The sequence below is a fragment of the Azohydromonas lata genome, from assembly GCF_034427735.1.
Lineage (GTDB): Bacteria > Pseudomonadota > Gammaproteobacteria > Burkholderiales > Burkholderiaceae_C > Azohydromonas > Azohydromonas lata.
The window spans coordinates 1-19,820 of the sequence record NZ_JAXOJX010000056.1 but is presented as its reverse complement, the minus strand read 5'-3'; the positions used below and the strand labels follow the sequence as shown (position 1 = coordinate 19,820).

Genomic DNA, 19,820 nt, shown 5'->3' with positions numbered 1-19,820 from the left:
GGTGGACCTACTCCAGCCGCACCCGGGGATCGACCCAGGTGTAGGCGACGTCTATGAGCAGGAAGGCCGCCACGTAGAGCAGCGAGCCCAGGAAGACCATGGCCCGCACCACGGCGAAGTCCTGCGCCGAGATGGCGTCCACCACATAGGCACCCAGGCCCGGAATGCCGAAGAAGCTCTCGAACAGCAGGCTGCCCAGGAACACGTAAGGCAAATAAGAGCCGGCGCTGGTGAGGATGGGAATCATCGCGTTGGGCAGCACGTGGCGGATGAGCACGGCGGGCTCGGTGAGGCCCTTGGCGCGCGCCGTGCGCACGTGGTCCTTGTTGACCTCCTCCAGCAGCATGGCGCGGTAGAGGCGCGCCTCGCCGCCCAGGCGGGCGATGAGGCTCAGGGCGACGGGCAGCACCAGGAACTTCACCGCATCCAGCCCCGGCGCGAAGCCGGAGATGGGCACCAGCTTCAGCACGCGCGAGAACAGGAGCTGGCCGACGATGATGTAGAACAGGCTGCTGATGGAGAGCATCAGCACGCACAGCACCACGCCCCAGAAGTCGATGCGCGAGTGCCTGAAGAACACCAGCACCAGCGCAAAGCCCACCGAGGCGATGAGCTGGAGGATGAAGATGGGCACCGCCAGTTGCAGGCTCACCAGCATGCGCGTGCGTATCTCCTGGCCGATGTCCACGGCGTTCTGGGAGTCGGAGCGTCCGAAGTCCAGCCACAGCAGCGATACCGAGCGCTGCCAGAACACCGTGCGCGTGAGCTTGTCCGGCCCTTGGGCCTGCTCGTTCCACAGCAGCGGCTGGTCGTAGCCGCGCTCGGCCTTCCACTTCTCCACCTGCTCGGCGCTGACGCGGCGCCCGCCGATGTTCAGCCGCGCCATGTCGTCCGGCGTGTTGAGCGTGAAGAAGAGCAGGAAGGTCATGAGGTTCACGCCCACCAGCACCAGCAGCGCATAGGCCGCGCGGCGCAGCACCGCGTTGATCATGCGGACCCTTTCCCGACGTTCACCGCGCCCGCCGTGGGCACGGCGGTGCTGCGCCCGGCGGCCGATTCCCGCTCGCGCCACTGCCGCCGCAGCCGCCACAGCAGCGCCAGCGCCCCCAGCGGCAACAGCAGCAGCGGCCACCACACCGGCCGGTTCCACTCGGCCCAGCGCTGGGCGCGCTCGGCGGTGTCGAGCCGGTAGTACTTGGCCATGTCGCGCACCAGCAGGCTGGGCTTGCCGTTGTGCACCCAAGGCTGGAAGGCGGCGGCGGCGTAGGGGAAGACGCCCCAGGCCCAGGGCGCGTCCTGCCGGACGATGTCCACCATCTTGTCGATCACGGCCTGGCGCTCGGGGCCGTCGTCCAGCGCCTGCATGCGCTTGTAGAGCCGGTCGTACTCGGCGTTCTCGTAGTTGGCGGCGTTCTCGCCGTCATGCCCCGCCTTGGCGTTGGGGCCGTAGAGCAGGAACAGGAAGTTCTCGGGGTCGGGATAGTCCGCCAGCCAGCCCCAGCTGAAGATCTGCGCGCGGCCGTTGCGCATCTTTTCCTGGAACTGGTTGTAGTCCGTGGCGCGGATTTCGAGCTGCACGCCCAGCTTGCCGAACTGCCGCGTGAGCCAGTCCAGCTCCGCGCGGATCTCGGGCGTGGGCGCGCGCTGGAAGTCGTAGTAGAGGGTCAGCGGCTGGCCGGTCCTGGCGTCGCGCCCGTCGGGGTAGCCGGCCTCCACCATCAGCCGCCTGGCGTCCTCGATGGGGCGGCGCACCACCTTGCCGTCCACCACCTTGTGCGTCACCGGGTTGTGACCTTGCACCGTGCCGTGGCGCGAGCCGAACAGCCCGGCGGGCAGCGGCCCCTGGGCGGCCTCGCCGGCCTTGTTCACGAAGATGCGCTGGTAACCCTCTTCGTAGTCGATGGCGATGGAGAGGGCCTGGCGCAGCTTGCGGTTGCGCTCCTGCTGCTGCGGCGTGTCGCCGCGGCCGACCACCGGGTCGCGCCAGTTGAAGCCCAGGTAGTTGATGCTGATGTCCACCGACTTCGGAAAGTTGAAGCCGCGCTCCTCGTAGAGCTTGCGGGTGTCGGCCGAGTCGCGCATGTCGCTCAGGAACTCGATGCCCCACTCCGGCCGCTCGATCTCCGGCACGTCCAGGTAGCCCTGGATGAACTTGGCCTTGTGCGGCAGCTTCTCGCGCTCGTTGGTCGAGACGATGCGGTCCACGAAGGGCATGGTCTTGCCGCAGTCGTCCAGCAGCCCGGCTTCCCTGTCGCCGGGCATGCCTTCGCAGGGATAGGGCTCGCCGCGGAAGTTGGGATTGCGCTGCATGACGTGGCGGCGGTCCGTGACGCGCTCCACCAGCATGAACGGCCCCGTGCCCACCGGCCAGGTCGCCAGGCTCATGCCCGCGCCGGCCATGCCGGGCTGGGCGTAGAAGGCATCCGCCTCCCACGGCACGGGCGCCATGAAGGTCATGGCCAGCCAGTATTTCCACTGCGGATATTTCCCACTCAGCGTGATGCGCAGCAGGTGCTTATCCACCGCCTGCACGCCCTCCAGCGGCCACTGGCGCAGGTCCAGGAAGGGCTTGTCCAGGGAAGACGGCGGAATGCCCTTTCGCAGCTTCGCGTCCTCGGCACGCACGCGCTCGGCAAACGCCTTCATGCCCAGCACGTGCTCGGCCAGCACGCCGAAGATGGGCGCCTCCACGCGCGGGCTGGCGTGGCGCTTGATGGCGTAGACGAAGTCCTCCGCCGTCAGCTCGCGCGTGCCCTGGTGCTCGAACTGCGGCGGCGCGCGGCGCGTGCCCAGCTCGCCGGGCTTCATCGCGTGGTAGCGGTAGTGGCCGGCGTCGTCCGTGGCGAAGGCCGGGTGCGGCGCGTACAGCACGCCGGGCCGGATGGGGATGTCGTAGACGCTGAAGGCGATGCGCGCCGGGTCCGCGTCGTGCGGCAGCGGCTGGCGCTGCGCATCCAGATACCGGGGCTCCACGACGGCGGCCGCCGCCTTGGGCGTCAGCTCATACGGCCGCTTGAGGTAGTGGTAGCCGTAGAGCGGCTCGTAGACCTGGTAGGTGTAGGGCGTCTCGTTGTTGCTGTAGGAGGCAGTCGGGTCCAGCGTGCGCGGGCTGCGCTCCTGGAAGGCGTTGAGCAGCGTGTTGCTCTCGGCCGTGCCGCGCGGGTACGGGCTGTTGTCGCAGCCGCCCAGGCCCAGCGACGCCGCCAGCGCCAGCGCGCCCCACGCCGCCCGCGACGTGCGCCGCGGAGCCCGGGCGGCAACGTGGCCTAGTGCCCGTGGGCGTGCTCGCATCCGCATTCGGGATGGTGCTCGTGCTCGTGAGGGTGCGAATGCTCCCACCCGACGAACACGTCGCGCCTGTCCACCACGAGCTGCACCTTGCGGCCCACCGGCAGGCACAGCTTGGTGGGCACGTGGCCGAAGGGCAGCCCGGTGAGGATGGGCGTAACGCACACGGCGCGCACGGCTTCCACCATCTGCTTGAGCCCGTAGCCGCGGTCCAGCGGCGACTTCTTCCAGTCGCTGAAGTGGCCCAGGAGGATGGCCTTTTGCGCCTGCAGCACCCCGGCCTGCTGGAGCTGCAGCAGCAGCCGCTCGACGCGGTAGGGATGCTCGTTGACGTCTTCCAGGAACAGGATGCCGCCCCGGACCTTGGGCCAGTGCGGCGTGCCCAGCAGGGCCGACAGCACGGTCAGGTTGCCGCCCCACAGCACGCCCTTGGCCTCCAGCCCGTCGAAGCCGGCCTCGGTGCGGAAGCCCACGGCCTCCAGCTCGCCGGACATGGCCTCGCGGAAGACCTCGGGGGTGATTTCGTCGAGCTGGTCGTCGGTTTCCTTGCCGAAGTCGTCGATGGCCAGCGGGCCGGCCCAGGACTCGGCCTTGGTGTGGGCCAGCAGGCCGAGCTGCAGCGCCGTCACGTCGCTGTAGCCTACCCAGCGCGTGCCACGCTCGATGCTCCTGGCCAGCAGCGGCCAGTCGATGCGGTCCAGCAGCCGCGTGAGGCCGTAGCCGCCGCGCGTGGCCAGCGCCACGGAGGGCGCGGCCTCGGCGACGCGGTGCAAGGCCGCCAGGCGGGCATCGTCGTCACCGGCGAAGCGCTGGAAGCGCGCCAGGGCCGACTCGTCCAGGCTGACCTCGAAGCCGAGTTTTTGAAGCCGCTTGGCAGCCCGGCGCACCGGCGCCGCCTTCAAAACCACCCCGGAGGGGGAGAACAGGGTGAGGGAATTCGTCATTGAGGGGGATTGTGGCGCAGGGGGATGGGGGTTTTGGGAGCGGCGGTGAGGTGGTGTTGCGGCAGGGATGCGATGTGCTTCACTTCGCCGAACCCCACAGGTGCTGCGCTGCCCCGGAAAGCAGTTCTCAAGCGCATGCCGTGTGGCAAAGGCGCCTCGCCCCCGATCCGTGATGTCCGCGAAGGCGCACTGCTGTCCGGGGGAAAACGTAACGGTGACCGGCACCCTGCTCAATCAAGCGGCACGAGTGCTACGGGTGCAGGCCGCAAGAAAAAACGTCGTCATTCCGGCGAAGGCCGGAATCCACGAGTGCCGAGATGTCGCCCCGTTGCGCACCGCAGCGTGCCAACAGGCTTCACGCCAACACCTTGGTGCGCGTGGATCCCGGCCTTCGCCGGGATGACGACGTTCTTTCTCACGGCCGGCACTTATGGCATGCAGCAAGCGCCCTCTCCCGGGCGTCAGTCCATCAAGCATCGGCCGTCTTACCCCCTCGCCCCCGCCTCGTACCACCCCTTGCTGCGGTTCACGACCCGCACCACCAGCAGCATCACCGGCACCTCGATGAGCACGCCCACCACGGTGGCCAGCGCCGCGCCGGACTCGAAGCCGAACAGGCTGATGGCCGCGGCCACCGCCAGCTCGAAGAAGTTGCTCGCCCCGATCAGCGCCGACGGGCAGGCCACGCTGTGCGACTCGCCCAGCCGGCGGTTGAGCCAGTACGCCAGCGCCGAGTTGAAGAAGACCTGGATGAGGATGGGCACCGCCAGCATCGCGATCACCAGCGGCTGCCTGAGGATGGCCTCGCCCTGGAACGCGAACAGCAGCACCAGCGTGGCCAGCAGCGCCGTGATAGACCAGGGGCCGATGCGCGCCAGCGCCGCGTCGAAGGCCGCCTGCCCGCGCTTGAGCAGCGCCTTGCGCCAAAGCTGCGCGGCGATCACCGGGATGACGATGTAGAGCACCACCGACGTGACCAGCGTGTCCCACGGCACGGTGATGGCCGACAGGCCCAGCAGCAGCGCCACGATGGGCGCGAAGGCGAACACCATGATGGTGTCGTTGAGCGCCACCTGCGACAGCGTGAACAGCGGATGCCCGTTGGTCAGCCGGCTCCACACGAACACCATGGCCGTGCAGGGCGCCGCGGCCAGCAGGATCAAACCCGCCACGTAGCTGTCCAACTGCGCGGCCGGCAAGTACGGCGCGAAGACGTGGCGCACGAACACCCAGCCCAGCAGCGCCATCGAAAACGGCTTGACGGCCCAGTTCACGAACAGCGTGACGCCGATGCCACGCCAGTGGTGGCGCACCTGGTGCAGCGAGCCGAAGTCCACTTTCAGCAGCATCGGGATGACCATCACCCAGATCAGCAAGCCCACCGGCAGGTTGACCTTCGCCACCTCCATGCGGCCTATGGCCTGGACGGGGCCAGGCAGCATCTGACCCAGCGCGATGCCGGCGACGATGCACAGAAACACCCACACGGTCAGCCAGCGCTCGAAGACGCTCATGGGCGCCGGCTTGACGGCGGCAGCGGCAGCGGCAGCGGCGGCGGGAGCTGCCTTGCTCAGCGTGTTGCTCATGGCTGGATTCCCCGCTTCAGCTTCGGCCGATGCCGGCCAGCGCCGCCTGCAGCGCGTCGCGGCCCATGCTTTCCAGCGGCAGGGCCAGGAGTTGCAGCATGCGGTAGCCGATCGCCTGTCGCGTCAGCTCGAAAGCGCGGCGCTTGCCCTCATCGCCGCCCTCGGCGTTGGACGGATCGGGGTAGCCCCAGTGCACCTTCACCGGCTCGCCCGCGCCGCCGAAGAACACCGGGCAGGTTTCGGACGCGGCGCTGTCGCACACGGTGATGACGATGGACAGCGGCGGCGCCCCCTCGGCCGTGAACTCGTCCCAGCGCTTGCTGCGAAAGGCGCTGGTGTCCACCCCGGCGTTGTGCAGCGCCTCCAGCGCGAAGGGGTTGATGCGCCCGCTGGGCGCGCTGCCGGCGCTGTGGGCGCGCACCTCGCGCTGGAGGCGCGCGGCCAGGTGGTTGAGCATGCCCTCGCCCAGCACGCTGCGGGCGGAGTTGTGGGTGCAGAGGATCAGGACGTGGACGGTCATCGCGGCAGTGCGGGCGTGAGGGCGAAGGAAGGGAAACAGGGACGGCGAGGCAGCACCTCGCCGGCAGCGGCGGGCCGGACCTCGGCGCCGCCGCCCGCGTGAAACGTCAGCAGCAGGAGCCGGCGGACTTCACCGCGATGCCAACCGGCTTGCCGCGCGGCGTGCAGCAGGCGGCGGCCTGCGGCTCAGCGGCGGCCGGCGCCGGGGCGCAGCAGGCGCTGGACTCGGCCGGCGCGGTGGACACGGACGCGGCTTCGGTCGCGGGCGAGCAGCACGCGGCCGCCTGCGCGGCGGCGGCAGCGGGCACGGCTTCGGCCGCAGTCCCCTGCCCCGGCGTGCAGCAGGTTTCAGAAGCGTCGGCGGGCTCGCCCTCGCGGAACACGGGGATGCTGCCCAGCGTGTGGAAGTGTTCCCAGGCGATGCCTTGCGGGTCCGTGATCCAGTGCTTCTCGCTGCGGGCGTAGCAGCAGGTGGTGGCGCCCTCGTCCAGCAGCGCCATGTCGGCGGCCTCGGCGCGGGCCTTCATGGCGGCGAGCTCGGCGGGGTCGTCGGTCTGCACGCCCAGGTGGTCGATGTGGCCGGCCTCGCCGCGGGTGGAGATGGCGAAGTTCACGGCCGGGTCGTCCAGCATCCACTTGGCGTAGTCGCTCTCCAGCCGCGCCGGCTCGGCGGCGAACAGCTTCGAATAGAAAGCGACGCTCTTGTCGAGGTCGGCAACGTGCAGGTGGACGTGGAATCGCTTCATCTCGGGTCTCCTTGGGTGGTGGGGTGAGCGGCGGGCTCAGCAGCCGCAGGGCTTGGCCGCGGGCAGGCAGGCCGCGCCCTGGCAGCAGTTCTCGGTGAGGTAGGCCAGCAGCCCGTTCATCTGGTCGAACGCGGCGCGGTAGATGAGGTTGCGGCCGTCGCGCTCCTGCGACACCAGCCCGGCGTTGGCCAGCTCCTTGAGGTGGAACGACAGCGTGGAGGCCGGCGTCCCCAGCGCCTCGGCCAGCGCCCCGGGCGTGAGCCCCTCCTGCCCCGCGACGACCAGCGCGCGAAACGCCTGCAAACGCGCCGGCTGGGCCAGCGCGGCGAGGGATCGGACAACGTCTTTCTCTTCCATATTTCCAATTTACTAGAAATATCGGAGAAAGCAAAGCCCGGCGCGGCCGGGCTCGTTGGTGTGCAGCGGCTTCGCGTGCTCAGGCCGGATCGGCCCTCGGCGGCAAGCCGACCTCGCCCACGGCGGCACCCGCTTCCGCCGCCGCCAGCCGCAGCGCCTTCTGCTGCGCCCGCCGCTCGCGGAAGAAGCTGCGCAACAGATCGCCGCACTCGTCCCCCAGCAGCCCGCCTTCTATGACGGTGTGATGGTTGAGTTGCCGGTAGCCGAAGAGGTCCAGCACCGAGCCGGCCACGCCCGTCTTGGGGTCGGTGGCGCCGAACACTACGCGCTTGAAGCGTGCATGCATGAGCGCCATGGCGCACATGGCGCAGGGCTCCAGGGTGACGAACAGCTCGCACTCCGGCAGCCGGTAGTTCTGCAGCCGAAGCGCCGCCGCGCGCAGGGCAATGACCTCGGCGTGGGCGGTGGGGTCGTGTGTGCCAATGGGCTGGTTGAAGCCGGAGGCGATGACCTCGCCGTTCAGGACGATCACCGCCCCCACCGGCACCTCGCCCGCCGCATGCGCTTGCGTGGCCTGGGCCAGGGCAAGGCGCATGGCGGCCTCGTCGTTCAACACCGCGGGCGCGTTCATGCCCTTACCTCGCCGTTACTCACCGAAAGCCACCTGCACATACAACCAAAAAGCCCCGGCCGGGGAGCGGCCCGGGCTGCATCAAAACATGGAGGGCTGAATTATTAACCGAATAGCTGCGGCTCATCTGCCAGCAGCGAAAACCAGTCGAAGGCATAGCTGGCGATCAGGATAATCAACAACTCAGGAAAAGTGCGCCGCACCCGGCGCATGCAAAACTCGCCAAAGCTGAACATTCCCCAGTTTAGGTTCTCGAAAATGATGATGAAAGCCAAGAAGCCGGAGATGACGAGGAAATTTCCACGCCTATGAAACCGCCTTTGAGAGCGATCAGGACTGCATGGAATAGACAACCGACAGGACAAATATAGCTTTTAGGCCGTCCGTGTCAGGGACATTTAGAGAGAAGAGAATGATATTCTGTAGCAGACATGAATTAATTGGATCCTTTTTAATATATTTTTCCAGATAACCCCAACGACACACAGGCGAGCCAATAATGCGAGAAATAGACAAATCACCCACGATCTGCCTGGTAGCATGAAGAAAGATTGTGCGGACGGCAGACTGGCCAATGGCCTTTACGTTCCTATCGATAGCTCAAGTCCAGGACATCCTCATGAAAGAATGGAACGGACGCGCGCAGATTAGCAAATCTTCAAGCAAGATCTGCTGAATAAATCACTTGCAGGGTCAATGGCAACACTGATGCCTCTTTAAGCAGCCTCTTGTCCGGTCGCTGCTTTCTTTCTTAGTAAGCGTTCCACAAAGACCTTAGATATTTCAAACCCATTCGAACTGTGCCTGTCAGACCCCACTAAAGCGACATCCTCGCACCGGACCTTCGATCCTCTCAGGCTGCATTTTTCAACGCAAACATCCTTTTCCGCTGCCTCTGGATCGGATAGCGCTGATTAATGAGAGGCGCCGTCCCGCTAAAAACAAAAGGTCACTTCAAGACCGTTTGATAAACCAGTCTTACTACTTTAAAAATCATTTGCTTCCAAGAAAGTTTCACCCATTAATCACAAACCATCAAAAAAGCCGTTGACCCTAGGTTCCTAACCCATCGTCAACGGCCTTAATCAGACGTCAAGCGGTCTTTTCAAGCCGCTCCACCTTTATTCCCACTCAATCGTCGCAGGCGGCTTAGACGAAACGTCATAAGTCACGCGAGAAATCCCGCGCACCTCATTGATGATCCGCCCCGACACCTTCTTGAGCAGCGAATAAGGCAGCTCGGCCCAATCGGCCGTCATGAAGTCGGTGGTTTGCACGGCGCGCAGCGCGACGACGTAGTCGTAGGTGCGGCCGTCGCCCATCACGCCCACGCTCTTGACGGGCAGGAAGACGGCGAAGGCCTGGCTGGTCAGGTCGTACCAGCTCTTGTTGCTGTGCGAGTCGCGCGCGGCGCGCAGCTCCTCGATGAAGATCGCGTCGGCCCGGCGCAGCAGGTCGGCGTATTCCTGCTTCACTTCGCCCAGGATGCGTACGCCCAGGCCCGGACCGGGGAACGGGTGGCGGTACACCATCTCCGGCGGCAGGCCCAGCGCCACGCCCAGCTCGCGCACTTCGTCCTTGAACAGCTCGCGCAGCGGCTCCAGCAGCTTCAAGCCCAGCGTCTCCGGCAGGCCGCCCACGTTGTGGTGGCTCTTGATGGTCACGGCCTTCTTGGTCTTGGTGCCGCCGGACTCGACCACGTCGGGGTAGATCGTGCCCTGCGCCAGCCACTTGGCGTTGGTCAGCTTCTTGGCCTCGGCCTGGAAGACTTCCACGAACTCGCGGCCGATGATCTTGCGCTTCTGCTCGGGGTCGCTCACGCCCTTGAGGTGGCCCATGAACTGCCCGGCGGCGTCCACGTGCACGACCTTGGCGTGCAGCTTGCCGGCGAACATCTCCATCACCATGCGGCCTTCGTTCAGGCGCAGCAGGCCGTGGTCCACGAACACGCAGGTGAGCTGGTCGCCAATGGCACGGTGGATCAGCGCCGCGGCCACGCTCGAATCCACGCCGCCGGACAGGCCCAGGATCACTTCCTCGTCGCCCACCTGCTCGCGGATGCGGGCCACCGCCTCCTCGATGTAGTCGTTCATCACCCAGTCCGGCTTGCAGCCGGCGATGTCGAGCACGAAGCGGTTGAGCATGGCCGCGCCCTGCAGCGTGTGCGTCACCTCGGGGTGGAACTGCACGGCGTAGTAGCGGCGGTCTTCGTCGGCCATGCCGGCGAATTCGCAGGACGGCGTGGAGGCCATCAGCTTGAAGCCGGGGGGCAGCGCGGTGACCTTGTCGCCGTGGCTCATCCAGACCTTGAGCATCCCGTGGCCTTCGGCCGTGGTGAAGTCCTCGATGCCCTGCAGCAGCTGCGTGTGGCCGTGGGCGCGGACCTCGGCGTAGCCGAACTCGCGGTGGTCGCTCCACTCCACCTTGCCCCCGAGCTGGTGGGCCATGGTCTGCATGCCGTAGCAGATGCCCAGCACGGGCACGCCGGCGTCCCACACGGCCTGCGGGGCGCGCAGCTCGTGGTCCTCGTAGGTGCTGCCGTGGCTGCCCGACAGGATGATGCCCTTGGGCGCGAAGGACTTGATGAAGTCGTCCGACACGTCGTTGGGATGGATCTCGCAATACACGTGCGCCTCGCGCACCCGGCGCGCGATGAGCTGCGTGACCTGCGAGCCGAAATCGAGGATGAGGATCTTGTCGTGCATGAGGAGTGCTCTCAGGCCGCCGGGGAGGCGGCGGCGGTGGCGCTGCGCTGGCGTCGGAAGTGGCGCATGGCGATGACGGCCGACACGGCCTGCAGCAGCGCGCAGAAGTAGAAGGGAAGGCCTATCCAGATGTCGCCCTGCGGACGGTGCGACACCAGCGACAGCAGCCCGGCGCCGGTGAGCGGCGCCACGACGGCCATCAGGCTGCCAAGAGAGGAGACGGAGCCCATGGTGCGGCCCTGACGCGAGGCGTCGGCGGCGTTGGACACCAGGCTCTGCAACGAGGCCGTGACGGTGAAGCCCAGCACGTTGAAGAAGACCACGGCGTACATCATCCAGCCCACCGGCGCGAGGCCCCAGACCAGATAGCACAGCGAGGACGACACCAGCCCCAGCTGCACCAGCCGCTGCGGCGTGGTGCGCTTGAGGAACTGGCGCATCAGCCCGCCCTGCACCAGCACGGACATGACGCCCACCACGAACAGGCTCCAGCCGTTCTCGCGCGGGCCCCAGCCGAACTTCAGGCTGGTGTAGAGCACCCAGCTGGAGTGCATGGTGAACTGCGCCAGGTTGCCCAGGGCGATCACGGCCACCAGCGGGCCAATGCCGCGCAACTGGCTCAGCTCGCGCAGCGCGGACACGGGGTTGGCCCGCTTCCACTCGAAGGCGCGGCGGCTGGCGGCCGGCAGGCTCTCGGGCAACACGAACAGGCCATAGGCCGTGTTGAGCAGCGCCAGGCACCCGGCCACGTAGAACGGCAGGTGCACGTCGATGTCACCCAGCAGGCCGCCGGTGACGGGGCCCAGGATGAAGCCGACGCCAAACGTCGCCCCCAGCATGCCGAAGCGCTTGGCGCGCTCCTGCGGCGTGCTGATGTCGGCCACGTAGGACTGCGCCACGGCCGAGTTGGCCTGCAGCGCGCCGCCTATCACGCGCACCAGCAGCAGCGCGCCCAAGGCGGGCGCCCAAGCGGTGGCGAAGAAGGTGAAGGCCAGGCCGCAGAACCCGATCAGCAGCACGGGGCGGCGGCCGTAGCGGTCGGACATCGCGCCCAACAGGGGCGAGCCGAAGAAGTTCGCCACGGCGAAGCCCAGGCTCAGCATGCCGAACCAGAAGGCCTGGTCCGTCGCGCTGCCGGTGAAGTGGCCCACCAGCACGGGCAACACCGGGAAGATCATGCCGATGGACATCATGTCTATCAGCACCGTGACCAGGATGAAGGGCATGGCGGCGCGGCGGCCGGAGCCGCGGGTGCTGTTGCCGCCCTGCCCGGGCTGGTCGTTCTGGTCGGGAGTGGGTCCTGCAGTCGTCACGGCCGCGCCCGCTTATTCCATGCGGTAGTTGGGCGCTTCCTTCGTGATCTGCACGTCGTGGACGTGGCTCTCGCGCACGCCGGCGCTGGTGATCTCGACGAACTCGGCACGCTCGTGCATCTGCGCGATCGTGGCGCAGCCGCAGTAGCCCATGGAGGCGCGCAGGCCACCGGCCATCTGGAAGACGATGCTGATCATCGAGCCCTTGTAGGGCACGCGGCCTTCGATGCCTTCCGGCACCAGCTTGTCCGCGTTGGGGTTGGTGGTCTCGTCGTTTTCCTGGAAGTAGCGGTCGGCGGAACCGGCCTTCATGGCGCCGATGGAGCCCATGCCGCGGTAGCCCTTGTAGCTGCGGCCCTGGAACAGGAAGACCTCGCCCGGCGACTCCTCGGTGCCGGCGAACATGCCGCCCATCATCACGGTGCTGGCACCGGCGGCGACGGCCTTGGCGATGTCGCCGGAGTAGCGGATGCCGCCGTCGGCGATCAGCGGCACGCCCGTGCCCTGCAGCGCGGTGGCGACGTTGTCGATGGCGGTGATCTGCGGCACGCCCACGCCCGCGACGATGCGGGTGGTGCAGATGGAGCCGGGGCCGATGCCGACCTTCACGCCGTCGGCGCCGTTCTCAACGAGGGCCAGCGCGGCGGCGCCGGTGGCGATGTTGCCGCCGATGACGTCCACCTGCGGGAAGTTCTGCTTCACCCAGCGCACGCGCTCCAGCACGCCCAGGCTGTGGCCGTGGGCGGTGTCGACCACCAGCACGTCCACGCCGGCCTTCACGAGCAGCTCCACGCGCTCCTCGGTGCCCTCGCCCACGCCGACGGCCGCGCCCACGCGCAGCTTGCCGTGCGCGTCACGCGCGGCGTTGGGGAAGTTGGTCTGCTTGGTGATGTCCTTGACGGTCATCAGGCCGCGCAGCTCGAAGGCGTCGTTGACCACCAGCACGCGCTCCAGCTTGTGCTTGTGCATCAGGGCCTTGCCCTCTTCCAGCGAGGCGCCTTCCTTGACCGTGACCAGGCGCTCGCGCGGGGTCATGATTTCGCGCACGGGAGCGTCCATGCGCGTTTCGAAGCGCAGGTCGCGGCCGGTGACGATGCCCACCACCGTCTTGCCTTCCAGCACGGGGAAGCCGGAGATGCCGTGGTGCTCGGACAGCGCCTTGACCTGGCGCACGGGGGTATCGGGGGTGACCGTCAGGGGATCGCGCAGCAGGCCCGACTCATAGCGCTTGACGCGGGCCACTTCGGCGGCCTGCTGTTGCGGGCTGAGGTTCTTGTGAACGATGCCGATGCCGCCTTCCTGGGCGATGGTGATCGCGAGGCGGGCTTCGGTGACGGTGTCCATCGCGGCGGACACCAGGGGCAGGTTCAGCGAGATGTTGCGAGACAGCTTGGTGGCGAGGCTGGTATCGCGGGGCAGGACCTGGGAGAAAGCCGGCACCAACAACACGTCGTCGAAGGTGAGTGCTTTGCCAAGTAGGCGCATGAGAAGGCTCCAGACGCAAAAGCGGATTATAGGAAACCCCCCTTGCATGTTCCCTTCGTCCGGGTGCCACGGGGCTTGTGCAACGCATCACGCCGTGCACGGGCGGGAGGGCTCCCGCCGAAGAACAGCCCTCGTAAAACCCTGTCAGGCGGGGCGTTTGCGGCGTCCGCCCTGGGCCTGGTAGCGCACGCGGCGGGCCTCCTTGGGGTCCACCTGAAGGCCGCGGCAAAGCTCCACGCGGTCGCCTTCGCGCAGCGGGTGGTCTGCCGCTTCGGCGCGGCCCCAGACGCTGAAGGACAGGGACTGCACGCTGAAGTGCGGATATTTCGTGAGCAATCCGCTTTCCTGCACGGCCTGCTGCAGCGTGGCGCCGTCGGCCAGTTGCAGCCTCACCACGTCCACTTCGCGCGGCGCGGGGCTGAAGACGACTTCGACTTGCATAGGGAGCTTTCTTCTTCAGCGCGGGCCGTGGACCTGCTCGGCGCGCTTCACGAAGGCATCGACGAAGGTGTTGGCGATGCGATCGAAGACGGGGCTCACGACCAGCTCCAGCGCGCGGCTGGAGAAGGCGTAGCGCAGGTCGAACTCGATGCGGCAGGCCTTGGGCTCGGTGCCGGGGGCGCCCAGGGGGTGGAAGATCCAGGTGCCGTCGAGCATGGAGAACGGCCCGTCCACCAGCTCCATGCGGACCTCGCGGCCGGGGACCTGGGTGTTGCGGGTGGTGAAGTTGTGGCGCACGCCGGCGTAATGGAGATGCAGCCTGGCGGTCATCGCGTTCTCGGCGCGATCCAGCACCTCGGCGCGGTCGCACCAAGGCAGGAAGGCCGGATAGTCCTCGACGCCGGTCACCAGGTCATAGATCTCGCGCGGCGTGTACCACAGCAGGACCGACTTCTTCACGTGCTTCATACAATGGCGGGATTGTAGGGGCCGCGTCCGGCCCCATCTTTTTGCACATGCCGCCCTCCAATTCCGCACTCATCGCCGAGAACCGCCGCGCCCGCTTCGAGTACCACATCGAGGAGCAATTCGAGGCCGGCATGGTGCTTGCGGGCTGGGAGGTCAAGGCCATTCGCGCCGGCCAGATCCAGCTCACCGACGGCTACGTCGTCATCCGCGATGGGGAGCTGTTCCTCATCGGCTGCCGCATCAATGCGCTGCGCAGCGCCTCCACGCACGTCTTGCCCGAGCCTGACCGGACCAAGAAGCTGCTGATGAAGAAGGAGGAGATCCGCCGCCTCATCGGCAAGGTCGAGCAGCGCGGCTTCACGCTCGTCCCCTTGAACCTTCACTACAAGAACGGCCTGGTGAAGGCGCAGATCGCCCTGGCCAAGGGCAAGGCCCAGCACGACAAGCGCGAGACCGAAAAGCAGCGCGACTGGGAGCGCGAAAAGGGGCGGCTGATGCGGCACAAGGTGTCGACCAAGGCGTGATGCCTTTGCCGGCAGCCATGCCGGCATGAGGGCCACGGCAGTCATGCCGTCAGCCCTCCCCCTTCACCTCAACCCGTAACTCCCGCTGTGCCCCTGCACGCGCGCCTTGCGCGCGGCGATCCAGGCCATGGCGCGCAGCTCCACGTGGTGGTGGAACAGCGCCCCGGCGCACAGGCTTGAGCCCCATGCCACCGCGATGCCCAGCGCCTGCCACAGCGGCTCAGCCGGCATGAAGGCCGTGAACGCCGCGTTCACCACCAGGCACACCGGGAAGTGCACCAGGAACACGCCGTAGCTGATGCGCGAGACGTAGGCCATGGCGCGCCCAGCGCGGCCCTGCGCCTTGGGCACCCAGTGCGGGCGCCACTGCAGCACGCCCAGCAGCAGCGCCACCAGCGCCGCCACGGCAACGCGTTCGCGGAACTCGGTTGCCAGGGCAACCACCACCAGCACGCCCAGGGCCACGAGCGCCACCTTGCGCGGCCGGGGGCCGCTCCACCACGCCACCAGCACGCCCAGGCCGTAGGCGCCGAAGAAGTACGGCGCCACCTCGTCCCAGCCGGACTGCAGGTTGAAGTACAGCAGCGAGCCGCCCACGGCCAGCAGCACCAGGCCCGGCGCCATGCGGCGGCGCAGGCCCCCTTCGCGCTCCATCCACGCGCCCAGGGCCAGCAGGCCCAGCAGCATGGCGTAGAGCTGGAAATCGATGGCCACGTACCAGACGCCGGCCGAGAGGGCCTCGAAGTCCAGCAGGTCGTGCAGCAGCAGCACGTGCGCCAGCAACTGCGCCGGGCGCGGCGGGTTGGAGATGCTGTCGTGCTCCATCCACTCGCCGGCCAGCGCCGAGGCGGCAATGGCGATCAGCAGCATGGCCGCATAGGGCAGCACCAAGCGCGCGTAGCGGTCGCCCAGCAGGCCCCAGGGCGCGGCCTGCGGCTTGAGGCGGCCTTGCGGCGCCAGGCTGCGCGCGGCCAGGAAGCCGCCCAGCACCAGGAACACCTGCACCGCCACGCGGGCGTGCTGGGACAGCCATTCGAAGAGGCCCGGTGCCAGGGGCGAGGCCACGTCCGACATCGGCCCGTAGAAGGCCAGGTGGTGCAGGACGATCAACTGGCACGCGACGGCCTTGAGCGCATCCACATGCGCCCAACGGGAGGCGGCGGACTTCATGCTCGCTCGTTCAGGACGGCGAGCGCCTGCTCCAGGTCGGCGATCAGGTCTTCAACCGCTTCCAGCCCCAGGCTGAAGCGGATGAGCGTGCCGCGGTAGGGCGTGGGCCGCTCGCGCAGGCTGGCCGCGTCGTAGGGCACGGCCAGGCTGATGGGCCCGCCCCAGGACCAGCCGATGCGGAAGAATTTCAGCGCATCCACCACCGCGTCGGCCTGCGCGGGCGTGTAGCGCGCATCCAGCTCCACGGCGAAGAGGCCGGCCGCGGCCGAGCAGGTGTCGGCCCAGGCCTCGTGGCCGGGCGCGCCGGGCAGCGCGGGGTGCAGCACGCGGACGAACTCCGGCCGCTGCGCGCACCAGCGCGCAAGCTCGCGGCCCGCGGCGTCCTGCGCCGCGTAGCGCAGCGGCAGCGAGGGCAGCGAGCGCAGCACGGCTTCCACGTCGTTCAGGCCCACGCCAAGCCCCAAGCGGCTGTGGGCCAGGGCCAGGCGCTTGTAGAGGCGCTCGTCCGCCGTGACGACGGAGCCCATGAGCACGTCGCCGCCGCCGGAGGGATATTTCGTGAGGGCGTGCACCGTGAGGTCCACGCCGAGGGCGAAGGCGTCGAAGGCGATGCCGGCGCCCCAGGTGTTGTCCAGCGCGATCACGGCCTGAGGGGCGTGCTCGCGGATGGCCTTGATGAGCGCGCGCAGATCCGGAAACTCCATGGTCACGGAGCCCGCGGCCTCCAGCCACACCAGTTTCACCTTGGGCGAGAGCAGCGCGGCCAGCGAGGCCGGGTCCATGGCGTCGTAGACCCGGTGCGTGATGCCCCAGCTCCGCAGCTCATGCCGCGCCAACGTCTTGCCGGGCCCATAGGCGTTGTCGGGCAGCAACAGCTCGTCGTCCTGGGCCAGCAGCGCCATGTCCACCAGCGAGATGGCGGCGAGCCCGCTGGAGGCCAGCAGCGCCTGCTGGCCGCCTTCCAGCGAGGCGATGCGCGCCTCCAGCGTGAAGGTGGTGGGCGTGCCGTGCAGGCCGTAGGTATAGGCCGACTTGTCCAGCCAACTGTGCGTGCGCAGCGCCGCCGTGTTCGGGAAGAACACGGTGGAAGCCTTGTGCACGCCGACCACGGGCGAGGCGAAATCCGCCGGGGGCACGTAATCGTGATGGATCAGCGAGGTACTGCGCGACTTTTCGGTCATACGGGCATGCCAACCAGGTCGTGCCCTTCCGCGGCCACGATGCGCACGCGGGTGAACTCTCCCACCTTGAGCGTGCGCGAGGCTTTTTCGGGGGGGAGGATGCGCACGGTGCCGTCGATTTCCGGCGCATCGGCGTAAGTGCGGCCAACGCCTCCTTTGCGGCCCAGGGCCGGGGCGCTGTCCACCAGCACCTGCATGGTGGCGCCGACGCGGCGCTGCAGCTTCTGCACCGAGAGGGCTTCCGCGGTGGCCATGAAGCGCGCGCGGCGTTCCTCGCGCACGGCATCCGGCACGGCACCGGACAGCTCATTGGCCGTGGCGCCCTGCACCGGCGAGTAGGCGAAGCAGCCCGCGCGGTCGATTTGCGCCTCCTGCATGAACTGCAACAGGTAGGCGAATTCTTCCTCGGTTTCTCCGGGAAAACCCGCAATGAAGGTGCTGCGGATGACCAGCTCCGGGCAGATTTCACGCCACTTGGCGATGCGCTCCAGGTGGCGCTCACCACTGGCCGGGCGCTTCATGCGCTTGAGCACGTCGGGGTGGGCATGCTGCAGCGGGATGTCCAGGTAAGGCAGGATGCGGCCGGTGGCCATGAGCGGCAGCACTTCGTCCACGTGCGGGTACGGATAGACGTAGTGCAGCCGCACCCAGGCGCCGTACTGCTCGGCCAGCGCGCCGAGCTGCTCGCACAGCTCCAGCATGCGCGTGCGCACGGGCTTGCCGTCCCAGAAGCCGGTGCGGTACTTCACGTCCACGCCATAGGCGCTGGTGTCCTGGCTGACGACCAGCAGCTCCTTCACGCCGGACTCGAACAGCGCGCGGGCCTCGCCCAACACGTCGCCGATGGGGCGCGAGACCAGGTCGCCGCGCAGGCTGGGGATGATGCAGAAGCTGCAGCGGTGGTTGCAGCCCTCGCTGATCTTCAGATACGCGTAGTGCTTGGGCGTGAGCTTGATGCCGGCGGCACCTCGCGCCTCGGGCACCAGGTCCATGAACGGGTCGTGCGGCTTGGGCACGTGCTGGTGCACCGCGTCCATCACTTCCTGCGTGGCATGGGGGCCGGTAACGGCCAGCACCTTGGGGTGCACCTCGCGCACGAGGTTGTCGCCGCCCTGCTGCCCGGTGCGGGCACCCAGGCAGCCGGTGACGATCACCTTGCCGTTCTCGGCCAGGGCCTCGCCGATCGTGTCCAGGCTTTCCTTGACCGCATCGTCGATGAAGCCGCAGGTGTTCACGATCACGAGATCGGCCCCTGCGTAGGTCTTGCTGGTTTCGTAGCCCTCGGCGCGCAGCTGGGTGAGGATCAGCTCGGAATCCGTGAGGGCCTTGGGGCAGCCCAGGGACACGAATCCAATGGTGGGCGCCGCCCCTTGCGGCGCGGCGGAGGTAATGCGGTCAGTCATGGCGGGAATTGTCCCGCAAACTTCAAGGCTGACGTTTTGTCCCGGGAAAACCGGGCATGCCGGGGAACAAGGATTCGGCCTGTTTTTGCATCTGTTCCTGCATTTGTGTGAACAATTTCGTGGATTGCTCCATGTAATTGCTCATCAGGCCCTGCATCAACGGCGCCTGCCCGCTCAAGAATTGCGTCCACATTTCCGGCGTGTATTTCTGGGCGTCGTACAGCCCCCTGCCCTGCTCGGCCAGGCGGCTTTGCAATTCGACGAAGGTCTGCAGATTCTTTTCCAGGTAGGAGCCCATCAGGCCCTGCATGGCGTGGCCGTAGAAACGGATGATGTGCGCCAGCATCTGGGTAGAAAACATCGGCACGCCGCCGGTTTCCTCCTCCAGGATGATTTGCAAAAGAATGCTGCGCGTGAGGTCCTCGCCGCTCTTGGCGTCGCGCACTTCGAAGTCGTCGCCATCCAGCACCATCGTTTTCACGTCGGCCAGCGTGATGTAGGCGCTGGTCTGCGTGTCATAGAGACGACGGTTAGGGTACTTCTTGAGGATGCGCGGTCCGCCGTCCTGAGCGGTGTCCGCATCGCCAGCCGTACCGCCTGGACGCTTCAAAGGCATAAAGAGACCTCCGTAACAAACCCGAGGATTTTAGGCGCTCCACGATGAGACAAAGATGCGCCCAGCCAGGAATTCACAGTAGCAACACGATGGCAACGGCAGCTTTCGTCCCGACCGGGAGGACTGGAGCCCTCATCGCGGCTTGCGGCCGCCACCGCGCTGCAGCGGACCCGGCGCTTTCTTCTGCCGCCCGCTCACTTTCTCTTGCAGATCACGAACGACAGGGGCAAAAACGCTGCCGCCAAAGCAAAAAGGCCATCCACACGGATGGCCTCCAGCCTCGACTCCACACCTTGAACGCCGCGCCTCCACCGCGCGAGGACGGTGGTGGAGGTAAGCGGGATCGAACCGCTGACCTCTTGCATGCCATGCAAGCGCTCTCCCAGCTGAGCTATACCCCCGAAAATCGGAATATGCGCCGTTCAAGCCATAAAATCAAAAAT

General features: G+C 67.3%; 19 protein-coding genes and 1 tRNA gene. 1 reads left to right on the top strand and 19 read right to left on the bottom strand.

Annotation, left to right across the window (positions count from 1 at the left end):
- Positions 1-7 precede the first annotated feature (7 nt).
- The 14 genes from SM757_RS25910 to SM757_RS25845 all read right to left on the bottom strand — a co-directional run bounded on the left by SM757_RS25910 (position 8) and on the right by SM757_RS25845 (position 14,483).
- Positions 8-991, bottom strand: coding sequence for an ABC transporter permease (locus SM757_RS25910; protein WP_066339685.1), 984 nt, complete (start codon positions 989-991; stop codon positions 8-10).
- Positions 988-3,291 (bottom strand): ABC transporter substrate-binding protein, encoded by a 2,304-nt coding sequence (locus tag SM757_RS25905; RefSeq protein ID WP_322467609.1) that lies wholly within the window; start codon positions 3,289-3,291, stop codon positions 988-990. The genes SM757_RS25910 and SM757_RS25905 overlap by 4 nt, the downstream gene beginning before the upstream one ends.
- Positions 3,267-4,232: an LD-carboxypeptidase gene (locus SM757_RS25900; protein ID WP_322467608.1), complete on the bottom strand. Its 966-nt coding sequence runs from the start codon at positions 4,230-4,232 to the stop codon at positions 3,267-3,269. Before SM757_RS25900 ends, SM757_RS25905 begins: the two co-directional genes overlap by 25 nt.
- A gap of 485 nt (positions 4,233-4,717) precedes the next feature.
- Entirely contained in the window at positions 4,718-5,746 is a 1,029-nt protein-coding gene (gene arsB / locus SM757_RS25895; protein ID WP_322467620.1) for an ACR3 family arsenite efflux transporter, read from the bottom strand.
- A gap of 88 nt (positions 5,747-5,834) precedes the next feature.
- Entirely contained in the window at positions 5,835-6,338 is a 504-nt protein-coding gene (locus tag SM757_RS25890; RefSeq protein WP_322467607.1) for an arsenate reductase ArsC, read from the bottom strand.
- A 106-nt stretch (positions 6,339-6,444) separates the two neighbouring features.
- Positions 6,445-7,083 (bottom strand): ArsI/CadI family heavy metal resistance metalloenzyme, encoded by a 639-nt coding sequence (locus SM757_RS25885; RefSeq protein ID WP_407655804.1) that lies wholly within the window; start codon positions 7,081-7,083, stop codon positions 6,445-6,447.
- A gap of 36 nt (positions 7,084-7,119) precedes the next feature.
- Positions 7,120-7,440 carry an ArsR/SmtB family transcription factor gene (locus SM757_RS25880; protein WP_322467606.1) on the bottom strand — a complete coding sequence of 107 codons (321 nt, stop codon included), beginning with the start codon at positions 7,438-7,440 and terminating at the stop codon, positions 7,120-7,122.
- 79 nt (positions 7,441-7,519) lie between these two features.
- Positions 7,520-8,071 (bottom strand): tRNA adenosine(34) deaminase TadA, encoded by a 552-nt coding sequence (gene tadA / locus SM757_RS25875; protein WP_322467605.1) that lies wholly within the window; start codon positions 8,069-8,071, stop codon positions 7,520-7,522.
- Positions 8,072-8,175: 104 nt separating this feature from the next.
- Entirely contained in the window at positions 8,176-8,346 is a 171-nt protein-coding gene (locus SM757_RS25870) for a hypothetical protein (protein ID WP_322467604.1), read from the bottom strand.
- An 846-nt stretch (positions 8,347-9,192) separates the two neighbouring features.
- Complete coding sequence (gene guaA, locus SM757_RS25865) at positions 9,193-10,776, bottom strand: glutamine-hydrolyzing GMP synthase (RefSeq protein WP_322467603.1); 1,584 nt, start codon at positions 10,774-10,776, stop codon at positions 9,193-9,195.
- An 11-nt stretch (positions 10,777-10,787) separates the two neighbouring features.
- Complete coding sequence (locus SM757_RS25860; protein ID WP_322467602.1) at positions 10,788-12,089, bottom strand: MFS transporter; 1,302 nt, start codon at positions 12,087-12,089, stop codon at positions 10,788-10,790.
- A gap of 12 nt (positions 12,090-12,101) precedes the next feature.
- Positions 12,102-13,574, bottom strand: a complete 1,473-nt coding sequence (gene guaB / locus SM757_RS25855; protein ID WP_066342395.1) for an IMP dehydrogenase — start codon at positions 13,572-13,574, stop codon at positions 12,102-12,104.
- A 144-nt stretch (positions 13,575-13,718) separates the two neighbouring features.
- A complete protein-coding gene (locus tag SM757_RS25850) occupies positions 13,719-14,015 on the bottom strand; it encodes an RnfH family protein (RefSeq protein WP_066342394.1) in 297 nt (98 codons plus the stop codon).
- 15 nt (positions 14,016-14,030) lie between these two features.
- Positions 14,031-14,483 carry a type II toxin-antitoxin system RatA family toxin gene (locus SM757_RS25845; protein WP_066342393.1) on the bottom strand — a complete coding sequence of 151 codons (453 nt, stop codon included), beginning with the start codon at positions 14,481-14,483 and terminating at the stop codon, positions 14,031-14,033.
- 47 nt (positions 14,484-14,530) lie between these two features.
- Between SM757_RS25845 and smpB the strand changes: the two genes are divergently transcribed.
- The gene (gene smpB / locus SM757_RS25840; RefSeq protein WP_066342392.1) at positions 14,531-15,007 is read left to right on the top strand and encodes an SsrA-binding protein SmpB; all 477 of its coding nucleotides are present in this window, start codon (positions 14,531-14,533) and stop codon (positions 15,005-15,007) included.
- A 63-nt stretch (positions 15,008-15,070) separates the two neighbouring features.
- Here the strand turns inward: smpB and SM757_RS25835 are convergent, their stop codons facing one another.
- From SM757_RS25835 to SM757_RS25815, 5 genes are all read right to left on the bottom strand, one after another.
- Positions 15,071-16,177: an acyltransferase family protein gene (locus SM757_RS25835; RefSeq protein WP_322467601.1), complete on the bottom strand. Its 1,107-nt coding sequence runs from the start codon at positions 16,175-16,177 to the stop codon at positions 15,071-15,073.
- Positions 16,174-17,358: a PLP-dependent transferase gene (locus tag SM757_RS25830; protein WP_322467600.1), complete on the bottom strand. Its 1,185-nt coding sequence runs from the start codon at positions 17,356-17,358 to the stop codon at positions 16,174-16,176. The genes SM757_RS25835 and SM757_RS25830 overlap by 4 nt, the downstream gene beginning before the upstream one ends.
- On the bottom strand, positions 17,355-18,761 hold the full coding sequence (gene rimO / locus SM757_RS25825) for a 30S ribosomal protein S12 methylthiotransferase RimO (RefSeq protein WP_322467599.1): 1,407 nt from the start codon (positions 18,759-18,761) through the stop codon (positions 17,355-17,357). Before rimO ends, SM757_RS25830 begins: the two co-directional genes overlap by 4 nt.
- Positions 18,762-18,783: 22 nt before the next feature.
- The gene (gene phaR / locus SM757_RS25820; RefSeq protein ID WP_066342388.1) at positions 18,784-19,377 is read right to left on the bottom strand and encodes a polyhydroxyalkanoate synthesis repressor PhaR; all 594 of its coding nucleotides are present in this window, start codon (positions 19,375-19,377) and stop codon (positions 18,784-18,786) included.
- A gap of 325 nt (positions 19,378-19,702) precedes the next feature.
- Positions 19,703-19,778 (bottom strand) — tRNA-Ala (locus SM757_RS25815).
- Between the last annotated feature and the right edge of the window lie 42 nt (positions 19,779-19,820).

Coding starts and splice junctions, on each gene's coding strand:
- SM757_RS25910 (WP_066339685.1), bottom strand. CDS start 991: ATGATCAACGCGGTGCTGCGCCGCGCGGCCTATGCGCTGCTGGTGCTG.
- SM757_RS25905 (WP_322467609.1), bottom strand. CDS start 3,291: ATGCGAGCACGCCCACGGGCACTAGGCCACGTTGCCGCCCGGGCTCCG.
- SM757_RS25900 (WP_322467608.1), bottom strand. CDS start 4,232: ATGACGAATTCCCTCACCCTGTTCTCCCCCTCCGGGGTGGTTTTGAAG.
- arsB (WP_322467620.1), bottom strand. CDS start 5,746: ATGAGCGTCTTCGAGCGCTGGCTGACCGTGTGGGTGTTTCTGTGCATC.
- SM757_RS25890 (WP_322467607.1), bottom strand. CDS start 6,338: ATGACCGTCCACGTCCTGATCCTCTGCACCCACAACTCCGCCCGCAGC.
- SM757_RS25885 (WP_407655804.1), bottom strand. CDS start 7,083: ATGAAGCGATTCCACGTCCACCTGCACGTTGCCGACCTCGACAAGAGC.
- SM757_RS25880 (WP_322467606.1), bottom strand. CDS start 7,440: ATGGAAGAGAAAGACGTTGTCCGATCCCTCGCCGCGCTGGCCCAGCCG.
- tadA (WP_322467605.1), bottom strand. CDS start 8,071: ATGAACGCGCCCGCGGTGTTGAACGACGAGGCCGCCATGCGCCTTGCC.
- guaA (WP_322467603.1), bottom strand. CDS start 10,776: ATGCACGACAAGATCCTCATCCTCGATTTCGGCTCGCAGGTCACGCAG.
- guaB (WP_066342395.1), bottom strand. CDS start 13,574: ATGCGCCTACTTGGCAAAGCACTCACCTTCGACGACGTGTTGTTGGTG.
- SM757_RS25850 (WP_066342394.1), bottom strand. CDS start 14,015: ATGCAAGTCGAAGTCGTCTTCAGCCCCGCGCCGCGCGAAGTGGACGTG.
- SM757_RS25845 (WP_066342393.1), bottom strand. CDS start 14,483: ATGAAGCACGTGAAGAAGTCGGTCCTGCTGTGGTACACGCCGCGCGAG.
- smpB (WP_066342392.1), top strand. CDS start 14,531: ATGCCGCCCTCCAATTCCGCACTCATCGCCGAGAACCGCCGCGCCCGC.
- SM757_RS25835 (WP_322467601.1), bottom strand. CDS start 16,177: ATGAAGTCCGCCGCCTCCCGTTGGGCGCATGTGGATGCGCTCAAGGCC.
- SM757_RS25830 (WP_322467600.1), bottom strand. CDS start 17,358: ATGACCGAAAAGTCGCGCAGTACCTCGCTGATCCATCACGATTACGTG.
- rimO (WP_322467599.1), bottom strand. CDS start 18,761: ATGACTGACCGCATTACCTCCGCCGCGCCGCAAGGGGCGGCGCCCACC.
- phaR (WP_066342388.1), bottom strand. CDS start 19,377: ATGCCTTTGAAGCGTCCAGGCGGTACGGCTGGCGATGCGGACACCGCT.